General features: G+C 40.3%; 17 protein-coding genes. 12 read left to right on the top strand and 5 right to left on the bottom strand.

Going from position 1 to position 16,575, the window contains the following annotated elements; all coding sequences use genetic code 11:
* Positions 1–326: 326 nt before the first annotated feature.
* Both FNZ24_RS10465 and FNZ24_RS10460 read right to left on the bottom strand, forming a co-directional pair.
* On the bottom strand, positions 327–1,151 hold the full coding sequence (locus FNZ24_RS10465) for a cobalamin-binding protein (RefSeq protein ID WP_153914459.1): 825 nt from the start codon (positions 1,149–1,151) through the stop codon (positions 327–329).
* Between the two features lie 109 nt (positions 1,152–1,260).
* Positions 1,261–2,298 carry a DUF2235 domain-containing protein gene (locus tag FNZ24_RS10460; RefSeq protein WP_153914431.1) on the bottom strand — a complete coding sequence of 346 codons (1,038 nt, stop codon included), beginning with the start codon at positions 2,296–2,298 and terminating at the stop codon, positions 1,261–1,263.
* A gap of 333 nt (positions 2,299–2,631) precedes the next feature.
* Here FNZ24_RS10460 and FNZ24_RS10455 point away from each other — a divergent pair, with 333 nt between their 5' ends.
* The 11 genes from FNZ24_RS10455 (at position 2,632) to FNZ24_RS10405 (ending at position 13,455) form a co-directional block, all read left to right on the top strand.
* Positions 2,632–3,174, top strand: a complete 543-nt coding sequence (locus FNZ24_RS10455; protein WP_153914430.1) for a hydrolase — start codon at positions 2,632–2,634, stop codon at positions 3,172–3,174.
* A gap of 835 nt (positions 3,175–4,009) precedes the next feature.
* A complete protein-coding gene (locus FNZ24_RS10450) occupies positions 4,010–4,294 on the top strand; it encodes a J domain-containing protein (protein WP_153914429.1) in 285 nt (94 codons plus the stop codon).
* Between the two features lie 7 nt (positions 4,295–4,301).
* Positions 4,302–4,835: a cold adaptation protein AtcA gene (atcA, locus tag FNZ24_RS10445; RefSeq protein ID WP_153914428.1), complete on the top strand. Its 534-nt coding sequence runs from the start codon at positions 4,302–4,304 to the stop codon at positions 4,833–4,835.
* Positions 4,835–5,596 carry a cold adaptation protein AtcB gene (atcB, locus tag FNZ24_RS10440; RefSeq protein ID WP_153914427.1) on the top strand — a complete coding sequence of 254 codons (762 nt, stop codon included), beginning with the start codon at positions 4,835–4,837 and terminating at the stop codon, positions 5,594–5,596. Before atcA ends, atcB begins: the two co-directional genes overlap by 1 nt.
* Before the next feature lie 12 nt (positions 5,597–5,608).
* The gene (gene atcC, locus FNZ24_RS10435) at positions 5,609–6,508 is read left to right on the top strand and encodes a cold adaptation protein AtcC (protein WP_153914426.1); all 900 of its coding nucleotides are present in this window, start codon (positions 5,609–5,611) and stop codon (positions 6,506–6,508) included.
* A 325-nt stretch (positions 6,509–6,833) separates the two neighbouring features.
* Complete coding sequence (locus FNZ24_RS10430; RefSeq protein WP_153914425.1) at positions 6,834–8,150, top strand: ABC1 kinase family protein; 1,317 nt, start codon at positions 6,834–6,836, stop codon at positions 8,148–8,150.
* Positions 8,151–8,299: 149 nt separating this feature from the next.
* Complete coding sequence (bla, locus tag FNZ24_RS10425; protein ID WP_153914424.1) at positions 8,300–9,109, top strand: subclass B1 metallo-beta-lactamase; 810 nt, start codon at positions 8,300–8,302, stop codon at positions 9,107–9,109.
* 106 nt (positions 9,110–9,215) lie between these two features.
* Positions 9,216–9,596 (top strand): VOC family protein, encoded by a 381-nt coding sequence (locus FNZ24_RS10420; protein WP_153914423.1) that lies wholly within the window; start codon positions 9,216–9,218, stop codon positions 9,594–9,596.
* Positions 9,597–9,920: 324 nt separating this feature from the next.
* Positions 9,921–11,627: an RluA family pseudouridine synthase gene (locus FNZ24_RS10415; protein ID WP_153914422.1), complete on the top strand. Its 1,707-nt coding sequence runs from the start codon at positions 9,921–9,923 to the stop codon at positions 11,625–11,627.
* 262 nt (positions 11,628–11,889) lie between these two features.
* Positions 11,890–12,309, top strand: a complete 420-nt coding sequence (locus FNZ24_RS10410; protein WP_153914421.1) for a GYF domain-containing protein — start codon at positions 11,890–11,892, stop codon at positions 12,307–12,309.
* Between the two features lie 81 nt (positions 12,310–12,390).
* A complete protein-coding gene (locus FNZ24_RS10405) occupies positions 12,391–13,455 on the top strand; it encodes a DUF4339 domain-containing protein (protein ID WP_153914420.1) in 1,065 nt (354 codons plus the stop codon).
* Between the two features lie 473 nt (positions 13,456–13,928).
* On the opposite strand, the gene FNZ24_RS10400 is transcribed toward FNZ24_RS10405, so the two are convergent.
* From FNZ24_RS10400 to FNZ24_RS10390, 3 genes are all read right to left on the bottom strand, one after another.
* Positions 13,929–14,210 (bottom strand): hypothetical protein, encoded by a 282-nt coding sequence (locus FNZ24_RS10400; protein WP_153914419.1) that lies wholly within the window; start codon positions 14,208–14,210, stop codon positions 13,929–13,931.
* Between the two features lie 239 nt (positions 14,211–14,449).
* Positions 14,450–14,920 (bottom strand): Cys-tRNA(Pro) deacylase, encoded by a 471-nt coding sequence (ybaK, locus tag FNZ24_RS10395; RefSeq protein ID WP_153914418.1) that lies wholly within the window; start codon positions 14,918–14,920, stop codon positions 14,450–14,452.
* On the bottom strand, positions 14,920–15,315 hold the full coding sequence (locus FNZ24_RS10390) for a VOC family protein (protein WP_153914417.1): 396 nt from the start codon (positions 15,313–15,315) through the stop codon (positions 14,920–14,922). Before FNZ24_RS10390 ends, ybaK begins: the two co-directional genes overlap by 1 nt.
* Positions 15,316–15,476: 161 nt before the next feature.
* Here FNZ24_RS10390 and FNZ24_RS10385 point away from each other — a divergent pair, with 161 nt between their 5' ends.
* Entirely contained in the window at positions 15,477–16,538 is a 1,062-nt protein-coding gene (locus FNZ24_RS10385; protein WP_153914416.1) for a DUF3137 domain-containing protein, read from the top strand.
* Positions 16,539–16,575 lie beyond the last annotated feature (37 nt).

Genomic DNA, 16,575 nt, shown 5'->3' with positions numbered 1-16,575 from the left:
TTTTTTGTTTATCGGACTTTTTGTTTACATGGCTTATGTTTACAGAGCTTATGTTTACAAAAGTGGCTGTATACACGACTGTCTGTTTGCAAAAATGTCCGATTAAACTCATCTAGCGTGCTATATCAGTATTGTTACCTTGATAAAGCACAGGCTATGCCAATTAATTTAAAACCAATAATTTCAGAACCTTAAGGTAAAACTTAAGTTATTAAGAATAGAAATGTGTCCGCGGACACCCTGTAAAAGTGTCCGTACAATAAAAAAGTGTCCGAGTGGACACTTTGAATGGGTTTAGCGTAAAAATGTGTACGCTTAATTAACGATTACTGTGTGGCCCTTACCTTATCCAGTGACTCACAAAGTGCCTGCACACCTAAAATCGCACGGGGTGATGCTCGATGCAGTAAGTCGGCATTTAACTGATAAATATGTTTATTTTTCACCGCTGGCAACTCAGGCCACTTCGACCAATCCACACCAATTACATTGCCTTCATCTTGGCTCTGCAAGATGACTTCAGCACCTGTAAGCAGGACATTTTCGACACTAATTTGTGGATATTCACTAGCAGCATCAATAAAAACATTATCTCCATGACAAGCACTAATAATATGCTCAATCCAACTGCCTTTCGATACCGTCATTAATGGTGACGACCATAGTTGATAAAACACTTTTACAGCAGGTTTTTGCTGGTTTTGCATACGTATACTAGCTAATTGCTGGCGATAATCATCTGCAACTTGTTTGGCCTGTAATTCATTGCCAGTTAACTCGCCTAGTTGCTCAAGCTCTTTTGCCACATCATCTAAGCTCTTTGGATCACTATTAAATACCTTAAACCCTAGCTGAGTTAATTGACTAATATCTTCCATTTTATTGCCGCTTTGCCATACCACGACCAAATCAGGGTTTAGCTCAATCACTCGCTCCATTTGAATACCATAATAACCGCCAATACTTGGGATACTCTTAGCTTGTTCGGGAAAGTCTGCATGATCCGTAGTAGCAACAATCGTTTCGCCAGCGCCAATGGCATACAGCATTTCAACCGCATGAGGAGATAACGCTATAACCCGTTTTGCAGGATTGACAGGTTCAGCAAATGCTTGAAAGCAAGACGATGAAAGTAGCAATGCAAATAACATCGCAAATATAAAGCTTCGATTTACTGAGTGTGTCAATGTAATACCTTTAATGAATTTGAGTCCGTTGATAAGCATCTTGATAAAGAATTTATTATGTTAATTTAGCGAGTTATAACACTAGTTCAGTCGGCCAGCCAAATTTATCCACTAAAGCTTGAAGATTTTTAGGGCGATATTTCTCATCGTTATCCCAGCGTTGCTTAACTGATTGATGGATTAACATTGGCTCACCCATTGGCGCCATATCTCGATAAAGCTTACGTTTGACGCGATAAAAATTACGACGGGAATTATGCAATTTAGCTAATGGCGCGGCTGATACTTGATTCATTAAGTGCGACTCAATCGTTAGCTTTTTAGCTTGAGCCTCTCCAAGCATCCACAACAAGGCATTATCCGATAACATCTGCCCTTGATTATCGGGTTGATAGCTACCACCAATATTACTGTGCGCACCAGCAAACCAAACCTGCTTCATATCCATGGTATCTCTTGGCTGCCAAATTGTGGGTTCAAAATCTTGTCGATGCTCATCAATGGCTAATGCATGGCGGGCCACTTTGACATTACTGCCAATTTTAGTGTCATAGAACTCATCTTTATCTTCAAATAAGCCTAAAAATGAACTTGGGATCCCCATTGCACCGACAGTATCCCACACTCCGACGAACTCAATATCACGTGAGGGGTGTGAATATTTCTCCCTAAACTCCAATGACTTCACCCCTTCAGGCGCATAGCTAGTGGCTTGGGTTTTATAATGCTCGAAAGCCTGCTGAATGAGTTTTGCATCAGGACGTTTTACAATGCCGCAGTTGTTAATCAGTCCGCAAAGGCAGCGCATAGTGTATGAACCACGGCTGAAGCCAAATAAATATATCTCATCGCCTGGTTGATAGTTCTGCACTATGTAGCGGTAGCCATCAAGAATATTCTTATGCAGTCCTCTTCCTGTCGCGCCGCCGATGATACCGTCGTAATAAGAGCCTACTCCCCAGTCATAAAATACCTGCTGGGGAGTGCCATCGGCAGCGACGGGGCTAATGGCTCGGGCGAGTCTAAGCACATTAGTAGCCTGATCTTCATTAATATCTTCTTCAGGGCGATTCCAAGTGCCATCAGCACAAATAACAATCCGTTTATTCATTTTTATTCCTTGGGTGCTTACAACTGATGTTTACCGCTAAATAAGGTTCACTTTCAACATGAGCAACATGGGCAACATGTTACCAAAATCATTTTGTTCGACTTTTAGACGATAGTCATTAGCGCAAATTACAATCCGTTTAGTCATTTTTGTTTCATGGACGCTTACAACTGATGTTTACCGCTAAATAAGGTTCACTTTCAACATGGGGAACATGGGCAACATGTTACCAAAATCATTTTGTTCGACTTTTAGACAATAGTCATTACAGCAAAAGTATCGTTTACTCATTATTCCTAAATACCTTAATGCTAAAGCAGTAAAGGAATGCCCATGTTAACAACTGAACAATCGGTATTAGTGATCATTGATGTCCAAGGTAAGCTTGCTCAAGTCATGCAACAATCAGCTGAATTACATAAGCAACTTGGGATTTTAATACAAGGAGCCAAGTTATTTGATATCCCTATTTTATGGGTAGAACAGCTTCCTGATAAATTAGGCGGAACCACTGCTGAATTAGCAGAACTATTAAGTAGAACAACTCAAGCCATTCCTAAATCTTTCTTCAGTGCTTGGCAAAGCCCTGATTTTCAGCAGCAACTGGCCAGACTTAACCGCAGCAATATCATTCTTGCTGGTATTGAAACCCATGTGTGTGTTTATCAAACCTGCCAAGACTTACTCGCTAATCGCTATAAGGTTCACTTAGTTGCCGACGCTGTATCGTCGCGCACCAGTGAGAACAAGCAACTAGGCATTCAAATGATGACCCAATTAGGCGCGAAAATAACCAACACTGAGTCTTGTTTGTTCGAACTTCAACATCAAGCCTGTGGAGAGCGCTTCAAGTCTCTTCTTACATTAATAAAATAGTGAGCAAAATGATTAATAAGGCAATTAATTTAATCACTTAACATGCCATGACAATTGTCATCGACACTCATGACAATATTCACTTACTGCAAAAAGGCAACTTTAATAGACTTATTCCATCGACATAACATATCGGTTTGAAGACTTTCATCAATACAGTAAATTAAAGGAGCACGTCATGGGATGGGAACATATTGCAATATTAAGTCTATGTATTGGAGCGATTAATCAAGTAGTGCCAGTCATTTTAGCCTTAATCGAGAAAGAAAAAAGCTAACATCAGAGCAAACTTACGGAGTCACTCTCCTATTTTAACTAAGAGCACCTCGGGTGCTCTTTTTATTTTTAGTGAAAAACTGAGCTTAAATAAAGCCAGTGTCACCCAAAGTGGACAGTGGCTTTATTAAATCTGTATTATTTTTATTCAATTTGAACATCTGAATTTTGTAATGAGCTAAACTAATTGATAGTTTTATGGAAATGATTGTATTTCTGTTATTATTTATACCCATGTTACCTCAATATGCTTTGTCAGGCACAAGCTCGGATAACAATGCAAGGCGTAAGCTGAGGTCATTGTTATTCACTTTTCAAAGCTTACAACGTAGCAGTGGTTTTCGAGCTTGAGCCCCGTAGGGCAAGGCAAATAGCACCAATCTGCGTTGTTATAAAATATCTATGTAGAATAACTATACTTCAATTTTATGCCTAACATCTTGGCACTATTTTGCCTTGCTGACTTTGCATCTTGAAGTATCATGGGTATACAACCAAATAATCATAATTTAGTGGATTAGCAGCAGTCTATCCAAGTTCATATGCCATAGGTAAAAATATGATTAACCACTTCACAGTCCTCGGTGTTAAAGCCAGTGCCAAAGAAGACGAAATAAAGAAGGCCTATAAACGTTTATCAAATAAGCTTCATCCCGATAAACTGATTAATGCTTCAGAAGAAGAAAAACATCTCGCGGCCCAGCAGTTGCATCGAGTAAAAGATGCCTATGATGTTTTGTCTGATAAGAAATTAAGAACGGCCTTTATTAAAGATTTTAATAATGTCATCGTAACCAATCCTACAGCGGCAATGACCGAGCTGTGGGACCAATTTTATTCTTGAGAACCCCATGAGCAAACCACTTAATATCTCACGTATTAATGAGTTAAAAAATAATGCCTATGACAATATCGAGTCGTATAACGATCCCGATAGCCCAGAAGCATTAGCTAAATTCACTGACTCAATGAAAGCTATTTTGTTAGCCGACCCGTCGATGCTTGCAGCTGTACCAGAATACTTACCAGTTGCCCTATTCAATCGTGTTCGCTTTTCAGATGCTGCTAAAACCAAGTGGGCAACATGGATAGATACTGCGACTATGCCGTCGTGGGACGAGTTTAAAGTTACGATTCAATTTAATAATGACGATGTACCTTTAGTTCTAGCTGTGCGCAAATATTCAGAAGAGTTACTGATAGAAAGCTGCGCCGTTGTTTACTTGCTTAATACTCAAGATAACGTCGTCGCCCCAAGTAAGTCATTCAGCAGTTCTGATCCAGATGCAAGCGATGACGGTTATGATCCATATAATGATGATGGTGATTACGATGACAGCGATGAAGAAGGTTATTACGATCAATATGATGACGAGGAGCGCTAATGAGCAACAACCTTATTGAACTTACCGCTGCAGAGATTAAAGATCTTGCAGATGTAGAGCCACAACAAGCCAGCAAGCGCTTCGAAATTATTGCTAATACCATGTCTGACGATCAACTTGTTGATGTTATCGAACACATGGATATTGTGACCTTGACGCAAATTAACAGTCATCACGATATCTCTTGTCCATCGATCATGTCTGAATTGATGTCGCCAGAACAAATTCGTGACATCGTCTGTCAGCAGCCACTGTATTGGGAAGAGCAAATCAAAACCAATGCAGATGAATTGATGCACCATACTTTTGAGTTCTTAACTTACCTTATCCGTATTCAAGGAACTGAAGAGAAGCAAGCCGCTATTTTAGAATGTATTGCAGAAGATCCAGCGGGTTTATTCTACCTTTCAATCCCGTTTATTGAGCTTATTCTTGCACCTTCTGCAGAACAAGATGGCAACACCATTTACGAAAGTTTTGATGACGAAGATGATGGTGAAACCGTAGGTTATAGCAACTGGCAAGCCGATGAAGAAGCTCACAGTTTAGCCATTGATGATCCACGCAGCTTACTTGCGCTGATTAAGCAGCTTGCGCCAGATGTTGCCACATCAATTAAGAATTTACTCCGCAATGAAAGCTCTGGTTGGGAGCAAATCATCGGTAAATTCGTTAATGAGCTTGTACTGCAGGCCAAAGAGAAAAACGAAGTGGCTGATGAATACGCTGAAGTCGATGACATGTTTACTTTTCTTGATTAAGGAATCGAGTTAATGCAATTAGCATTACGTGATAATAACCAAGGTCCCTATTTCAGTCGTGTACTTGAATATGGACGTATAGAAGAACGATTAACCGACGAACATGTCACTCAAATAAAATCCAAAGCGATTTTAATGAGTTTAAAACTGGCAGATAAGTTTTATAACAAGCATAAAATGCATTTGCTTGAGCAAGCAGCACACGATGTTATTGGTGTTGTAAGCTTGGGATTGATTGCACTAACAGGTCAAGAACCTGCTGGTTCTGTGGCTCTTTTGCAAAAGCCTGATGGCGTGCTTAAGTGTTTTCAAAAAGGCTGGAGTATGCTGACAACTGTCAGTAAACACATGCACGGAAGTGATAATTCGCTTTACGGTGGTATCAATCAACTGTTGTTAGAAAAAATATCGACGCCACCGGATGCGGAAGAGTGGCTGGGATGGCAAGACTACCAAACAGCACTGAAAGATCATCACAACCAAGAAGCCACTCAGGTTCTACTAGAAACCTTTTACGCTAAGGTGGAGCTTGATCCATTGTTCAGCCTAGGGCTTGAAAGTGTTTTAGCTGAAGCAGTGTTGTATCGCATCATGTTTGATGACGCTAGAGTCCGCGAAGACATGAAAAAGCGCTTGCGTAAAATTGAGCTTGATGAAAAGTGGTTCAGTATTGATGCGGTAACCATACATACTGAGCGTGCTTTAAGCCATTTACCTGACACTCTGGCGCAAACGATTCGCGAAGACTTAGGCAAGCATTTCTACCAAGAGTTACTGCGTACACTTAAGTTTGCTAAGAAGTATCGTGAGCTTGCGCTAGATGATGCTAGCCCAGAAAAGCTAGAACGCTTTGAGCAAAAGCATGGCTTACAGAGTGTGCTGTTAGGCTGGCAAGATACTATTGAGTTTTAAACGCTGAATTCTAGAAGTTAAATACTAGAGTTTGAATTTGGAGGCTAGCCTTAGATCTTAGAAACTGAGCTCTAAAACGACATGCTAGCTATCAAATGCTTTCTTCAGAACTCAGAGAATGACTGAAACAAATATTAAGGACAACGAAGCAAACTTCGTTGTCCTTTTTTATTGTGTACTCCATTTGTAGTAAATATCTCACTCACTATCAGGTTGATCTAAATCCAGTTAAACACGTATTCTTAATAAGCCGTATTATTGAAGCAAATGGATGAAGAATGAGCCTTCAGCAGTACCTCACTTTCCTTCAAAATGAGTTGTCACTATGAGTAAAGAAGTCGCTAAAGTTCCAAGTAGTCGTTTTTCCAGACTAAGTAAAATGGGTGGCCTTGCCTCACGTTTAGCTGGAAATGTATTGGTGGAAGGGGCAAAGCAGCTCAGCAAAGGCCAATCACCAAAACTTCAAGAGCTGGTACTTACGCCTAAAAATATTTCTCAAGTGGCCGAAAAACTTGCCCAGCTTCGCGGCGCTGCAATGAAAGTCGGTCAAATGATTTCAATGGACACCGGCGACTTACTTCCTGCCGAGTTAAGTGAAATTATGGCAAGGCTGCGTGATGACGCTAAAGCAATGCCCCACAAGCAACTAGTCGAGATCCTCAAGCAACAATGGGGTCAAGATTGGCTCGCACCTTTTGCACAATTCGAACTACGCCCCTTTGCTGCAGCCTCGATTGGTCAAGTGCACCTTGCTTACCTAGACTCAGGTGAAAAGCTGGCTGTTAAAATCCAGTACCCAGGCATTAAAGACAGTATTGATAGCGATATTGATAATGTCGCCACCTTACTTAAAGTCGCTCAACTTGTCCCAGACCACATACAGTTTGATAAGTTACTCAACGAAGCTAAAGCCCAACTTCATCATGAAGCAGACTACCAGTATGAAGCTAATCTACTAAAGCAATACCAGCAATGGGTAGCTAACGATGAACGATTCATCGTACCCAAAGTTTACGATGCATTAAGTACAGACAGTATTTTAGTGATGGAGTTTATTGAAGGTGAGGCCATTGAAAATGTCGCCCGCCTCGACCAACAAACCCGAGATAATGTCGCGACACAATTGTTAGCTTTGTTTTTAGATGAACTATTTGAATTTAAGTTAGTTCAGAGCGACCCTAATTTTGCCAACTTTATGTATCAAGCAAGTAGCGACAAAATCGTGCTTTTAGACTTCGGGGCAACTCGCTCTATTTCTGATACTCTTTCTGCGGGTTACCGTAAATTGATGCAAGGAGCGATGACGAGCGATAAAGCATTGATGACACAAGCCGCTTCAGAGATTGGCTTCTTTCAAAAAGACATCACCCCTGAGCAGCAGCAACTCATCGTAGATATTTTCTATCAAGCATGTGAACCGCTTAGAAGTGAAGCTGAGTATGACTTTGCTAGCAGTAATCTTGCAAAACGCATTACTGATGCAGCTAAATCGATGAGCACGAAACCAGATGAGTGGCATACCCCACCAACAGATGCGATTTTTGTGCACCGAAAACTGGCTGGAATATACCTTCTCGCTTCACGAATAAACGCCAAAGTCGACGTTAAAAAGCTCTTTTTAAGCCATCAATCATGCCGCTAAGATTATCTTTCTCAACAAATATTAATCTGAACAGTCTCTGTAATTGTTTAAATCTGGCTGAGTTGTGGCAGTATAGAATTTCAGTTAAATAAGCTAATGCTGATACTTATTTTCATGTTCGGCAGCGGTTAATTATTCGAGACTCTTATATGTTCACCTCCTTCATTAATAAGCCCATTCAGTTATTAACTAAGTTAGTTAGCATCAGTATTGTCATCGTCGCTTCCTTGATACCTGCTCAAGCAACTTCAATGCAAACACATGAACATAAACAGCCTGCAAAAGGAGAGTTACGCATAACCCCGCTTTCAGACACATTGTATGTCCATGAATCGTTTATGCAGACTAAACAGTTTGGTTTTGTTGGCTCTAACGGACTCATTCTAATTGATGCTAACAAAGCCTATTTAATTGATACGCCATGGAGTGAAGCTGATACAGAAAAACTAGTTGAATGGATTAGGCAACAAGGCTTTTCATTAGAGGCTAGTGTATCAACTCACTCCCATGACGATCGCACTGCTGGAATAGATTATTTAAATAGCATCGGCGTAGCTACCTACGCATCTGAACACACGAATAAACTGCTTAAACAAGCTGGTAAAGCAACTGCCAGTCACAGCTTTAAAGAAGGACAATTCAACCTTATCGAAGATAAGATTGAAGTCCACTTTGTTGGTGCTGGGCATACTGTCGATAATCTCGTAGTGTGGTTTCCTCAAACAAAATTGCTTTATGGTGGCTGCTTAGTCAAAAGCCTTGGCAGCAAAAGTCTAGGTTATTACGGCGAAGCTGATTTAACCGCTTGGCCAAAGTCGATTAGCAACTTACAAACTCAATTTAGCCAGAGTGTCCAAGTCCTTCCAGGGCACGGGAAAATCGGCGATCAGCAGCTACTTAGTCATACGATTTGGCTATTGGAGAAACACGAAGCTAAAACTGCTACTCAGCAGAAATAGCCACAAAATTAAACCAGTTTATGCAATACAAAATGACAATCCCCTGTCCTTCTAATACGTGCATAATCAGAATTTTAGCTATAAATACCCACACGGAGAGTTAACTATGTTCAGCCATATTATGATCGGTGCTAATGACATCGAAACATCAAAGAAATTTTATGATGCAACATTAGCCACACTAGGTCATGCACCTGGCAATATAGACCCTAAAGGTCGCTGTTTTTACGTCACTGATACCGGTGTTTTTGCGTTAACAAAACCCATTAATGGCGAGAGTGCCTGTCACGGTAATGGCACAACAGTAGGCTTTGCTGCAACAAGTGAAGAACAAGCATATGCATGGCACGCAGCTGGTCTTGAAAATGGTGGCGTCAATTGTGAAGACTTACCAGGATATCGAGAGTCACCAATGGGGCCATTATTCTTGGGTTACTTACGTGATCCAGCCGGTAATAAGATTTGCATACTTTACCGCCCTAAATAACATCGATTGTTAGGCTAGGCTAAAGCAAGTACAAGCAGTAAAGTAAGGCTTTAATCGTCTTACTTCACTGTTTATTTAACTTTTTCCGCTCCCCTTCATTGCTAGCTTTTTCCCCTAATTCCCAAACCGCTTTTAATGCTGGCTTCGAAACAGTACTTACTATAAAACGATTGATTACAGCAATAGATTGAAGCGGCCTTCTCAAATAACTAATACGCGCGTCCATAGCTAATGCCTTTTAACCGCAATCAAGGTAAACTTAGCCGCTAATATAGAAAGGCTAATTCAGTTTTATCGCCAGCTCAACGGTTAAGGTTTTTCCTCATGTCACAGTTCGATCCCCTTTTTACGCCTTTTAATGAATCGATTGCTGATATCCCCTTACCGGAAAAATTTACCTTCCCTTTCTATTATCAACCACACCCTCTAGCTGTAATAGCCGCAAAGCAATTACAAATCCACTTAACGCAGCAAACTGATTGGAAACACAATTTTGGTTTAGAAGAGCAAACCAAACCTTGTACACAAGCACAAAAACTTAAGCCTATTGGTAAAATGTTTGGCGTCTTAGTCGTTAAAAATACTCAAGGTGAAATCGGCTATTTATCGGCTTTTTCTGGCAAAATCGCTGACCAAAATATATTGCCTAATTTTGTGCCACCTGTATTTGACATGCTCAGCAAAGACAGCTTTTTCAAGCTTGAATACGAAGAGATAAATCAGTTAAGTCATAAGCTTAAGTTATTAGAATCTCACCCTGAGTTAACGAAGTTTCAGCAAGCGTTAATTGCCGTCACCGACGCTGCAGATCACGTAATTGCACAACATCGTAAGCTGATGATTGAAAATAGAAAAAACCGTAAAGATAAGCGAAATAACATGGAAGGCTTATCAGATACGGAGCAAACAACTTTATCTATTGAGATGAGCAGACAGAGCGTTCAAGATAAGCATCAATTAAACGCACTTAGGCGAGATTGGGACGATAAAATCGCCCAAGCTCAGCAACAACTTGCTGAAATAACAGATCAAATAGATCACTTAAAGTTGCAACGTAAGCAGGTTTCTAATGCATTACAAGATAAGCTATTTGCCCAATATCAATTTCTTAATATTAATGGTCAAAGTCGAGATTTAAGTGACATATTCCATGATGCACCTAATCATCAGCCGCCAGCTGCAGCAGGTGAGTGCGCTGCGCCTAAACTACTTCAATACGCTTTTAAGAATGCACTAACCCCTATTGTTATGGCTGAGTTTTGGTGGGGCATGTCACCTAAGTCTGAAATTAAACAGCATCAAAACTATTACCCTGCTTGCCATGGTAAATGTCGGCCAATTTTAGGTCATATGCTCGAAGGGATGGAAGTTGATGAAAATCCGCTTTTAACTAACCCAGCACAAGGCGTCGATTTACCGATTGTTTATCAAGATCCGTATATAGTAATCGTCAATAAACCTGCAGAGTTCCTCTCTGTACCGGGTAAGAGTATTACCGATTCTGTTTTCAGCCGCATGAAGCAAAAATTCCCAGATGCGACAGGCCCACTTATTGTTCATCGATTAGACATGTCTACATCAGGACTAATGGTCATTGCTTTGTCAAAAGAAGTGAATAAACACTTAGTTCAGCAATTTATCAATCGAACGGTGACAAAGCGATATATTGCCAAAATAGACGGTATTCTTACCTCAGAGAGTGGCACTATCAGCTTACCTCTTAGGGTGGACTTAGATGATAGGCCAAAGCAGCTGGTATGCTATGAATACGGTAAGCATGCTGAGACATTTTGGCAAAAAGTTTCCATCGAAAACGGCGCTACATTAGTACACCTTTACCCAAAAACAGGCCGGACTCATCAATTGAGAGTTCACTGTGCTCACCATGACGGATTACATATGCCAATTTTAGGTGATGATTTGTATGGTAAAACAGAAAAGCGCTTACATTTACATGCGCAATTTTTATCTCTACTTCACCCTCACACCAACCAGCCAATGACATTCGAAGTTAACGCCGACTTCGAATAAAACGACCGTTTCAAACAAGCATTTAAATAGTCAAAAAAATGGCTGTTCGATCTATGTGCAAAAACTTGTAGATTTAACTATTTCTAAGTAGAAATGTTAAACAATTTAAGTTAATGTAACCAGTTCGTATGATATGCGGTTTTATAAACAATAACCCTGCGAGCTGACGTTTTCCTTCGTTGTATTTTTGAAATCACCAAAAGCTGTTGATTGTATTCATAAAAACATTAGCTTACTACACTATTAAGGATAAGAGTGGACTATGAAAGAGTGGTATTTCTCAAATAATGGTGAAATCAGTGGACCTTTGGGCTTAGCTGATTCCAATAAATTTATTGCATCAAATCCCGATGTATATGCTTGGCACCCTTCTTACGCACAATGGGTACCAGTAAGCCATGTAGAAGAATTTGACATCATTGTGTCTCCGCCACCGCCTCCTGCGGAGATCCCACAGCAGTTGATTGAACGTTTTACTGCTAAAGAACGTGAACTTAATTCAGCTCTTGGCCGAATTGATAACACACTTAAAACGATTAATTCTTCAATGTCAGATATTGGACGAGATTCGAACCGTTACAAAATAACGACTAAAGAATTGAACGAAAAAGTAGAAGCGACGCTTCGTAGCGTTAATGAACAATATGCTGCCCTTCAGAAAACACTTTCAGGTGTAGGTTAATTGAGTTTTACCCGACTTAAAAACTGAATTTACTGAGTAGCATATAACAATTGTTGTTAACTAAATAAAAAGAATACGACTATGAAAAAATGGTATTTTTCCAAAAATGGTCAAGTAACAGGGCCGTTAAACGAAGTTGAAGCAAAAGAATTTCTCTTGAAAGATGGTGACTGTTACGGTTGGCATCCTTCATTCACACAATGGAAGCCGGTAAGTTGCATTAAAGAATTTGCCCACATTGTACCCGCTTTGGTGCCACCAGCACTTATCCCTCAAACTCTAATTGAAGAGTTTGCAGCGAAAGAAAAAGCATTAGAAGTTAAAGTCGCTAGCATGGAAGAAAGCGTACTTGCAACTAAAGGTGTGCTGGTTGAATTCGAACAAGAAATCAACACATACAAGAAGCTAACGATCAATTTAACTGATGAAGTTAAGTCAAACATCGATCCTTTTGAGAGCAAGTACAATTCTTTCAAAGGCTCTTTTGATGAATTAATTTCTGCGTTATCAATTGCTAAAACAGAAGTGAGTGAAGTCACAACTGATTTCAATCAACGCGTTGCAAAGCAAAATGCTGAAAACACTAACAGCATTAGCGCACCAACAGTCGCTTCAGTTGCAGCGCCAACTCCTGTTAAAGCAGATAACGGAAGCATATCACCTGATAATGTTTCTGAAATCAGCAACCAGATCCAAAAAGCATTGGCAGAAAGCATGCTTAAGTCTGCTGAAGAAGACAACGCTGCAAATGCAGCCGCAGAGCTTACAGCAACGAAAACGGTAAGCGCGACTAAGAGTCTTGACCCAGTCGCTGTCGCACCGAAAAAACCAAAACCAAAACCAAAAATTGATAAAATCGAGTTCTCTGAAGATATCTCTGAAGACAAGCAAGCTGATGAAGCAGGCGTAACCGGTGTTACCAGCATCATCAAGTCAGTCTTCAAGGGGGACACTAAGAGAAATGAAAAAAAGTCCGAAACGTCGGATGATGTAGATCAACTGGCGGCGAGTACCGAAGTAAAAGCTAAAAATGAAAATGAAAAGTCTGCGGATTCAGCAAATGATGGAACAGCAGAGGAAACTGAAGAAGAAAAAGAAGGTCGTATGAGACGTCGTAGAAGACGCACTCATTACATTGCTTCTTAAAAATCGGCTTCTTGGCTTCTTGGCTTCTTAATAGTCTCTTCAATGGCGTCTTAAGAGGTTGTAATAATCGTACTCGTGCAGAGATCTGTGTTTGATAATCAAACTGATGTATATACCCATGTTACCTCAGGATGCTTTGTCAGGCACAAGCTCGGATAACAATGCAAGGCGTAAGCTGAGGTAATTGTTATTCACTTTTCGAAGCTTACAACGTAGCAGTGGTTTTCGAGCTTGCGCCCCAAAGGGCAAGTCAAATAGCACCAATCTGCGTTGTTATAAAATATCGATGTAGAATAACTATACTTCAATTTCATGCCTAGCATCTTGGCACTATCTGCCTTGCTGACTTTGCATCTTGAAGTATCATGGGTATAGGTTTAATAAAAAGGCTTATCGAAAGATAAGCCTTTTTTTATGCCTTGCTAAAATTGATACAACTCGCTGTATAAACAACCTTGCAGGTTCAACAACCCCTAAAGAACCACCACAGACTCTGATTCAGTCACAGTTTTAGCATCAGCTCTATCAATAATTTTAATCAATGCCGTTTGAATCACTTCATCTTGCCTTGCATCAGCAGTGCTTTTAAACTTTTCCTGCTGCGCTTCTGCACCTTCTTCAAATATAAACTCAACCACCACTTGCTGAGCGATATCGGCGCTTTCACCTTGGTAAACGATATTAATTAGCGGGTAACCTTTAAAACCTGCTTTCACTTTTTTAGCAATTCTCTTCTTTGACTTATCTAGATTCATTTTTCATTCCTGAGATACAGCTTTAACGTGGTTGACACTATTGAGGTGCAAGATACTAAATGACGCTTTAGTCTTAATCACCAAACTTAATCATATAACTTAATCACCAAGCTTAATCACCAAACTTAATCACTTAGCATAACCTATAGGCTGATAGCATCTTATCGGGTTTAGCAACAATGAGATAGTCATAGTAAAAGATAAAAATCGATATTTACCAAGCTATAAAATACAAGCCATTACACTGCAATGTCAGCAAAGGTGGCTTTAGTTAACAAACAAAGATCGTCAGGCGACAACCCCATATCAAGCCCTCTCTTCCCCGCGCTCACATACATTGTGGTTAATACTTTGGCAGAACTATCAATGACAGTACGTAAGTGCTTTTTTTGCCCTAGAGGGCTGACTCCGCCTAAGACATAACCTGTGGTTTTCTCAACTAATACTTTATCTGCCATCGCAGATTTTTTAGCTGCTACAGCTTTTGCCATAAGCTTAAGATTAAGCTTCTTACTCACAGGGATCACGGCTACTACCAGCTCTTTATTATCTGTCATCACAACCAAGGTTTTAAAAACCTGCGCAGGCGGTAAACCAAGCTTAGAGACGGCCTCCTCGCCAAATGATTCAGCATTTGTTGCATCATGCTCATACCCTAGTACTTCATGTGCAATTTGACGTTGCTTAGCTAGGTTGATTGCTGGCGTCATTACAAGACCTTTTGGTTCATTTTTACCTTGATAGCTTCATAATCAAGACTGGTTATTTCAAAAGGATTTCCATCGGGATCGCTAAAATAAATGGACCAAGTGACCTCATGGTCACTCACAGTAAAAGCGACTTCATTCGCTGCGAGTTTTTGCTGCCACAAAAAGAAATTATCGCCATCGACACCAAATGCGACAGTGGTCCTCTTTTCCACTTTTGACTCAAATAAAGCTAAATGCAACTCTTGATGGCACAGCACTAAAGGTCCATTTCCCACAGCCCAAAAAGCTAATGATTCAACGGCACTAAACCCCAACACCTGTTGGTACCACACCTCTGCCGCTTTTCTATCTTTCACATAGATATGAATATGATCGAAGCGATCCAACTTAGCCATAAAAGTCCCTTAATGCTGTCATGATGTTTTGAAAGGCATTATACAAATTATTACTCGTATCATCATTTATCTCAAGTTTATTAAAAACAATGCTTTACACATTTTTTTCGCCTTGTAATATAGCGATATTATTTAATTAAGGATGTAGGCAAGGATGAAATATGTCTCAAGTTCAATCCCCGGAGCCAGAGCTCGTCACCACGGATAAACCCGCGAACAACAAGGCTCTTAGTCAATTTCTCGCTGAATTAAAATCACAAGTTACCCACTCCGCATCTATTGATGTGGTGAAATCAGCGTTAGACAAAGCCATAAATTACCCAAACCAGTTACGTTATAACAATACCAGTTTATACATAGGCATGGTTGCTGCGATATTTTCAGGTGTTGGATATTGGCTTCATTTAGAGCAGCAAGGTCGTTATTATCGCTATTCAGATATCGATTTCGCTGTGTTTATCGCTTGTATTGTCGGACTGGTTATTGCGGTATCTATGTTTTTCGCACGGCGTAAGAAACTCGATAAAGTCTCGCGACTGTTTCGAGATGAAACCCTTAAACACCTTTATAATATGACCGACTGTCCGCGTCAGTTTTTGGATAATGCCGAACATAAATTTGTTGATTTTAATCGAGGTAATTACTCTCAAGATGTTGAATGGGGGAAAGAAATCGACTTTCATTCAGAAGCAGGCTTATTACGCGCCTCGGTGGTTTATCATCATTACGTCGATAGAAGAACAGAAACCTATACTGAATCAGATGGTAAAGGCGGCACTCGAACCCGCACAAGAACGGTTTATGACCACTACTATCGTCAAGGCGTCATATTGCCACCTTTAAATAAAACCACGCGCTTAGTATTAAGTGAGTCTCGTCTATCAAAGCGTTGGTCGCAAAGCTTTATGCCCGCTTCACGTGAGTTTGAAAAAAACTTTCGTGTCCAAGCAGACTCTCAATTTGACGCAGCTAAATTTCTTGAGCCAGCAGTCGTGGTTGCCTGTGAGCAGCTAGGGAATAAGCTTAAAAATCTGACAATTGAGTTCGCCCATGACGGCAGCTTATTGATCAATCAGCACAATACTAACCTACTGAATCCGGCCATGGATCACGACATTACTAACCCTGTGGCGTTTAAAGAAGAGTTGCTCAATGACACCTCATTGTTTACCGTCAATAGTATCTTTGGATTCGTGAACCAAATCATTAGGCACACAAGTTAAGTTAACTGTTCATCAAAATTTATAATTAATTGACTGT

The organism is Shewanella sp. TC10, from assembly GCF_009663145.1.
GTDB lineage: Bacteria > Pseudomonadota > Gammaproteobacteria > Enterobacterales > Shewanellaceae > Shewanella.
Note: the sequence above shows the minus strand (reverse complement) of the source record. Positions and strands in the feature narration are given on the sequence as shown.

What these genes read in the sequence shown, in the direction of transcription:
- atcB (WP_153914427.1), top strand. Translation starts at nt 4,835, where the DNA reads ATGAGCAACAACCTTATTGAACTTACCGCTGCAGAGATTAAAGATCTT.
- atcC (WP_153914426.1), top strand. Translation starts at nt 5,609, where the DNA reads ATGCAATTAGCATTACGTGATAATAACCAAGGTCCCTATTTCAGTCGT.
- FNZ24_RS10420 (WP_153914423.1), top strand. Translation starts at nt 9,216, where the DNA reads ATGTTCAGCCATATTATGATCGGTGCTAATGACATCGAAACATCAAAG.
- FNZ24_RS10455 (WP_153914430.1), top strand. Translation starts at nt 2,632, where the DNA reads ATGTTAACAACTGAACAATCGGTATTAGTGATCATTGATGTCCAAGGT.
- FNZ24_RS10430 (WP_153914425.1), top strand. Translation starts at nt 6,834, where the DNA reads ATGAGTAAAGAAGTCGCTAAAGTTCCAAGTAGTCGTTTTTCCAGACTA.
- FNZ24_RS10465 (WP_153914459.1), bottom strand. Translation starts at nt 1,151, where the DNA reads ATGTTATTTGCATTGCTACTTTCATCGTCTTGCTTTCAAGCATTTGCT.
- atcA (WP_153914428.1), top strand. Translation starts at nt 4,302, where the DNA reads ATGAGCAAACCACTTAATATCTCACGTATTAATGAGTTAAAAAATAAT.
- FNZ24_RS10400 (WP_153914419.1), bottom strand. Translation starts at nt 14,210, where the DNA reads ATGAATCTAGATAAGTCAAAGAAGAGAATTGCTAAAAAAGTGAAAGCA.
- FNZ24_RS10390 (WP_153914417.1), bottom strand. Translation starts at nt 15,315, where the DNA reads ATGGCTAAGTTGGATCGCTTCGATCATATTCATATCTATGTGAAAGAT.
- FNZ24_RS10450 (WP_153914429.1), top strand. Translation starts at nt 4,010, where the DNA reads ATGATTAACCACTTCACAGTCCTCGGTGTTAAAGCCAGTGCCAAAGAA.
- FNZ24_RS10460 (WP_153914431.1), bottom strand. Translation starts at nt 2,298, where the DNA reads ATGAATAAACGGATTGTTATTTGTGCTGATGGCACTTGGAATCGCCCT.
- FNZ24_RS10385 (WP_153914416.1), top strand. Translation starts at nt 15,477, where the DNA reads ATGTCTCAAGTTCAATCCCCGGAGCCAGAGCTCGTCACCACGGATAAA.
- FNZ24_RS10410 (WP_153914421.1), top strand. Translation starts at nt 11,890, where the DNA reads ATGAAAGAGTGGTATTTCTCAAATAATGGTGAAATCAGTGGACCTTTG.
- FNZ24_RS10415 (WP_153914422.1), top strand. Translation starts at nt 9,921, where the DNA reads ATGTCACAGTTCGATCCCCTTTTTACGCCTTTTAATGAATCGATTGCT.
- FNZ24_RS10405 (WP_153914420.1), top strand. Translation starts at nt 12,391, where the DNA reads ATGAAAAAATGGTATTTTTCCAAAAATGGTCAAGTAACAGGGCCGTTA.
- bla (WP_153914424.1), top strand. Translation starts at nt 8,300, where the DNA reads ATGTTCACCTCCTTCATTAATAAGCCCATTCAGTTATTAACTAAGTTA.
- ybaK (WP_153914418.1), bottom strand. Translation starts at nt 14,920, where the DNA reads ATGACGCCAGCAATCAACCTAGCTAAGCAACGTCAAATTGCACATGAA.